This window comes from Acetobacter suratthaniensis, from assembly GCF_017377745.1.
Taxonomy (GTDB): domain Bacteria; phylum Pseudomonadota; class Alphaproteobacteria; order Acetobacterales; family Acetobacteraceae; genus Acetobacter; species Acetobacter suratthaniensis.
In genome coordinates, this window is the sequence record NZ_JAFVMG010000034.1 from 1 (window position 1) to 5,607 (window position 5,607).

5 protein-coding genes are annotated in these 5,607 nt (G+C 49.7%); 1 reads left to right on the forward strand and 4 read right to left on the reverse strand.

Annotated elements, in window-relative coordinates; translation table 11 throughout:
* Nucleotides 1–368: 368 nt before the first annotated feature.
* The 4 genes from J2D75_RS14020 to J2D75_RS14030 form a co-directional block, all read right to left on the reverse strand.
* Entirely contained in the window at nucleotides 369–1,298 is a 930-nt protein-coding gene (locus J2D75_RS14020) for a DJ-1/PfpI family protein (RefSeq protein ID WP_207855409.1), read from the reverse strand.
* Nucleotides 1,298–3,487 carry a TonB-dependent siderophore receptor gene (locus J2D75_RS14025; RefSeq protein ID WP_207855410.1) on the reverse strand — a complete coding sequence of 730 codons (2,190 nt, stop codon included), beginning with the start codon at nucleotides 3,485–3,487 and terminating at the stop codon, nucleotides 1,298–1,300. Before J2D75_RS14025 ends, J2D75_RS14020 begins: the two co-directional genes overlap by 1 nt.
* 119 nt (nucleotides 3,488–3,606) lie before the next feature.
* The gene (locus tag J2D75_RS14675) at nucleotides 3,607–3,966 is read right to left on the reverse strand and encodes a DUF2946 domain-containing protein (RefSeq protein WP_341534981.1); all 360 of its coding nucleotides are present in this window, start codon (nucleotides 3,964–3,966) and stop codon (nucleotides 3,607–3,609) included.
* 776 nt (nucleotides 3,967–4,742) lie between these two features.
* Entirely contained in the window at nucleotides 4,743–5,000 is a 258-nt protein-coding gene (locus tag J2D75_RS14030; RefSeq protein ID WP_265783006.1) for a type II toxin-antitoxin system Phd/YefM family antitoxin, read from the reverse strand.
* Between the two features lie 457 nt (nucleotides 5,001–5,457).
* Here J2D75_RS14030 and J2D75_RS14715 point away from each other — a divergent pair.
* Nucleotides 5,458–5,607 (forward strand): type II toxin-antitoxin system RelB/DinJ family antitoxin (locus J2D75_RS14715; RefSeq protein ID WP_207855383.1); only part of this gene is annotated, 150 nt, incomplete at its 3' end.

Consider the following 5,607-nt stretch of genomic DNA (forward strand, 5'->3'; position numbering starts at 1 on the left):
GTCTACAACATGCGCCGCTTCCTCTTCCTCGAAAGATTGAACGCGAGCGCGTAGTCATTCAGCAGGGGACAACACTCGATCTGCTCAATACGCAGATCGAATGCTACCCCAGATAGCATCAATCAGCACGCCAAAAGCCCAAAATCAAAACCAAGGTACATCAACCAATAGTTCTTCGATCCCTCCACGTGCCTGACTCTGCAGCACGAGTTGCCCCAACAGTCCCAGCAACGTCGCCAACACCACAAGCGTTTTCAGCCCGTGGCGCAGGCGACCGCTAGACACCAAAAACAAAGCGCGGTGACGAATAGCGGGCATGAGCCGAATTACCTGGCGGTGCTTGGCAGGCAGGGATAGAGAGTCATTTCTTATAGCTTTAATCGTTTTGCTGCTGTTTGAGCCGCCTGCAACGCTTTCTCATCCATCCATGTTCTATGACTGCGTTCAAGTGCCATTTGTGTATTTGAAACTTCAGAGGGGTCACCATGATGGAACGGCGGCTGAGGTGCATACTGGATAATGAGTTGAATATGTTCCGCTGCAGTCTGCCCACGTAATTGGGCTGCAAGGATAAGTCCAAAATCAAGACCAGCGGTAACACCTGCTCCGGTAATCCGGTTACGGTCTTGTACAACGCGTTCATGGCTTTCAATAGCGCCCATCAACGGTAGTAGATTAACGACCCCCCAATGGGATGTCGCTTTATATCCTTCCAATAATCCAGCGGCGGCAAGAATAAGACTACCTGTGCAAACACTGGTAATAAACCGAGAGTGGGGTGCACGACTTGTCAAAAAAGCAAGAACGCTTGGATCATTCATGCAGGCAATTGTTCCCATCAGTCCGCCCGGTACAAACAGCACATCAAGCTCCTGTGGGCATGTCTCTGGTGTATCTGTTGGAGGGACAGGGATACCAACATCGGTTGATACTGGTTTCATGGTCATGCCAACCAGATGAATTTCGGCTCCTAGAATTTTAAAAATTGTCTGGGGACCGACAAGATCCTGAAGAACCATATTCGGGTAGACAAGCATTGCAATTTTGATCGGAGGCCCCGAAAAGTGCATGCCTTGCATGTGCTTCAGATGCTCTTTTTCAGAACTACTAGAGGCGGCTTTGGCGCTTTCTGAGACTATAGAGGTCAGGATAAGAGTGGCAAGTGTACGTCTTTTAAGACCGATTGACGAAGAAGAACCTGGTGGGAAATTTGTCATAGCCGTTTCTTTGCATGGGAGTTTGATCTGAGCGAAGACTGCACAGGAGCCGCTCTCAAGTGTACTGTCAGGTTTCATCATCAGAATGCCACCTGAAGTGAACCCAAAGCCGAACGGGGAGCTTCTGCTCGCATAGAGAAAGTTCCGTTTGTATCGTAGATGCGAGCGTTGGTCAGGTTTGTCAGATTGAGTTGAACTCTGATAGGCTGCCCATGTGCGGAAAACTTGTACCATATGGCGGAATCAAGCCGGACGTATCCAGGGAGATAAAATGAATTCGGAAGTGTCGCCTCCCGTCGGGTCGCGGCTCTGATGCCTAGTCCCAAGCCTAGACCATGCAAACCTGTTCCGCCTGCAAACTCGTATGTTGTCCAGATGTTCCCAGTATGTTTAGGGACACCAGCAAGTATACTGCCTACAGGATACTTGTTGTCACGGGTTACACTGGCAATCGTGTAAGCGTAACTGAGAACGGCTTTCCAGCCTGGTAGAATCTCACCGGCCACATCAGCCTCTATGCCTCGACTACGCTGTTGTCCCACGGCAATGGAATAAAGCGGATGAGCAGGGTCTGTTGTGGCAACATTAGTGCGATGGATATCATATACTGCGACCGTCGCTTGAAGGTGGTCATGAAACAGTTTCTGCTTAACTCCTGCTTCAATCTGGTGAGACCTTCCTGGAGAAAGGGGAGTTCCATTGAAGGATGAAGTAGAGGTTGGAATGAAGCCGGTCGACCAATTAAAATAAAGAGAAGTTGTTTTTCTTAAGGCATAAAGAGTCCCAAGTCTGGGAGAGAATTTGTTTGCTGATACAGACGTATTGATTCCCTTTATTTTATTGAGAGAAGATGTTGTCGTGGCGTCATATCGACCACCACCAAGTAAATAGACGCGGTCAAAAAGAGAAATGTAGTCCTGAAAATATACAGAGGCAGCTTCAGCCTGTGTTGAAATATTGGAGCGTAACCGGGAAATCCCGGGTAACCCACTATAAATAGGGTCCGCAAGGATAAGTGCTGGTAGCGTCGCGGCATAGGTCTTGGCGCTATAATCTGTTTGATAGAGTTCACCACCGACCAGCCAGTCGTGTTTTAGTGGTCCGGTATGGAACGAACCGGAAAATTCATTTTGAAGATCGAAATCCTTTCCCATTTGAGGGCCACTGGAAACCCCTCGGCTGAGAGTTTCTCCATTCGTTGAAAGAGCAAAGGTGCTCATACGATCGGTGCCGAAGTTATAGTTATTGATTGAGCTTGCGAAACCTGACCGGAATTTGAGTGCGTCAGAAAATTTATGTACCCAATTATACCCTAAACGCCACGAGGTCTGATGCGATGCTCCAAGTGTCTGATTGTCGAAATTATAGGACAGGGGGAGCGCCAGTGCCTTCTGGATTAAAGGCGTTTGAGACGCGCCCCAAGTGTAGTTTGAGAGCTGCCATGACGCGAAGAAATCAATTCTATCACGACGTGAGGGATTCCATTGAAGTGTGGGAGCAACATAAGTTGTTTCGTTATAGCCGAAATCCCGGAATGTATCGTCGTGCTGGTAGGCGAAATTAATACGCCCGATAATTTTTCCGTCTCCCGAGAGGTCGCGGTTGCTGTCAGCGGTTCCTCGGAATAAGCCAAAACTGCCACCTGATAATCCGACATTCAGAAAATTATGATTCGGAATGGCGCGCTTAGTCGTGACGTTGACGGTGCCACCGGAAGAGGTTGACCCACCGTATAATACCGAAGCAGGGCCCTTGAGAACTTCAATGGTCTCGACGCCTTGAATGTCCTGTGTGCCAGTTTGTTCGCGAAAGCCATCTCGCAGTGTCGTAGATGAATCCACAAATCCACGTACACGGAACGTCAGAGAGTTAGGAAAGGTCAGATTACGTTCGACACTGCTGACAGTCTCGACAGCCTGGTTAATGCCTAAGACGCCTCTATCCTGAATCACAGCAGGAGTAATGACTTGTACTGCCGCTGGTGTTTTCTGGATGGCAACAGGAATTTTCAGTGCTGAACTGCTGGTCTGAGCGAGATAACTCTCGGCAGGTAGCCGTATTCCGTTCACGATCACCCAGCTTTGCGACTGGGATACAGGCACTGTCTTTTTTTCTTTCTGAGGTAGTAGACCTAACTGTGACGGTGATGTTTTTTCTATACTGTCCTGAGCCCATAAAGGTGTTGCGGTAAAACCATAAGACAGCATGACAATGCGCACGACAAAACGACACGCTCGCACTCCTTGAGTGCCATGAGTGTTTTTATCCATGATGAAAGACGATCCTGAACTGAGAAAAACTCAGCACCGGAACATGCAGAATCAGTCCCAAATACGCAGGAAACAGGCGTACGGGATGAGACGACACAAACCGGAAGCTGACGAAAGGCTCAGGAGAACAATGGTGGTCCGCGTGACGGTGGTAGACCTGTCAGAACAGATGGTGGCGCTCTGGGCGAGTGAGCCCGCATTTCCTGTTGATACCGATACACAGCGTAAGCGGGTAGGGTTGGTAGGCTTGTCAGCATAAAAGCGACAAGTTCTAGCAACGGGCAAAGCGGGCAGCTCTTGTCATGATGATGTGCTGGCCCATGATGATCTGACATGCCCATAGGCATATCATCATCCATGTTGTGCTGAGGACTGATATCAATACCCGTAAGCCGCTCAATGGCAGCTCTGGGTGTCTCGTCGGGGAGGGAAAAACCTTGAAGGAAAAGCTGTCCTAAAAACCCGACAAGAACCAACATCCCAATAAGAATTGTGAGGGGTGTTGTTTTCTGATTCTGTTGGGTTTCGGAAATAGTCAAGGCTATTGATAGCTCCAATATTATGACTGGGGCATAAAGGACTATTGGTCCGCAGTGTCAAGGAGAGATGCTAGGATCATAGTCTGTGTAGCATTGTATGCTATTCAAAAATGGACAGGAGATCATCTCCTATGTCTGGAGTGTCGGAGGCTGACTGAGCCGCTCCGAGATTGCCGGGACTGTTCCTCGCCCACCATGAGACACGTCCGCTGTGAGGAAGCATGAGGTTGCGCTCCCGCATCTCAGATGTAGGCGGAAGCGGTCAGTCGGTTATCATACTTGTCTGGGTCTAATGAAAACCGACCGCTAAGGGAATCTGGATATACGCTTGGCTTGGGGGAGGAGACTTTTGAAACGTGCCAGCAAGAGCCGCATAAACGGATCACTGAACTGTCCGAGGAGTGGACTTCCATGCAGGTAGTATGAAGTCGCTATAGGGTCGAGATTATACTCATCAAGTAGAATCCACTGCAGTCGGTTCTGATCAAGACCAGCCCGTCGTTTCTCTGTTGCTGGAACCTCAACCGCTGTGCGGCCAGGATCTGGTAAGCATGTTGTCACGGGAAGAAGGAGCAGGTAGTGCCGATTGTCTCGTGCTACAAAAGCGGCGGCGACAGTCGTGGGGCGATCCTTACGCCCTTCGCTTTCCCCGCATGCGTCCTGCCAATGCCAAAGATAGGGGTATCGCAAGACCATCCCTGGTCGAAAATCAGCGCTCATGACTGTGGCGTAATGTCCAGTAAGTAGTCGTCTATTGCGCTCCCGATGTCGTGGACTAGATCAGCAGGCATGTCCGCTGTCGCGCCGACAAGACGCTTGTCGGCACTACGGGTTGTCAGCGCCTCATATTGTTCAACGCTGAGCATGATCAGTCGCGGTTTGCCACGCTGGCTGATTGAAACAGGGCTTTGCAAGGCGCTGGCGATGATGTCGCCTGATTTACGCGACAGGTCACTGGTCGAAAATGTACGCACGATCCTCTCCTTCATTGCAGATTACAAATACAGCAAATACAGCAATAATGTAAATGGTGTAGATTGTCCGCTACGGGGATGGCCTTGGCATCGACGCTATGACCCAGATAATGGCGGCCCCATCCGGTAGTAAGCTGGGCGGCATGTGATAATTTAATTGCTTTCTGCTTCGCGGATGAGCGGGCTTTTTTACCCTGTGATTTGCACAGGCCTCCACGAAGATGTAAAGCCCGGTTTCCGGCTGATTATCCTCATATTCTGGGTTTTTTCGACGGGCGTTGTGTCCGGATTTTTTACGTCCGACAAGAGAACTTATCGGACATAAAAACGGGGAAGGGGGTGGAAATAGGAAAAGAATAAAATTTCAAGTTAATGGTCAGTTAGATTGAATTGAAGTTCCTTGCCTTCACGTTTGTAAAGGCGTATTTTTGCGCGTATCTGGCAAGGAGAAAAGAGTATGGCGTCCATCAATCTGAGGATCGACAGCACCCTGAAGGATCAGGCTTATGCCCGTCTCGCGGAGCTGGGCGTGACGCCATCCGACCTGATCCGCCAGACCTTCGAATATGTCGTGCAGACCGGAAAACTGCCCGTTTCGCGGCATGTC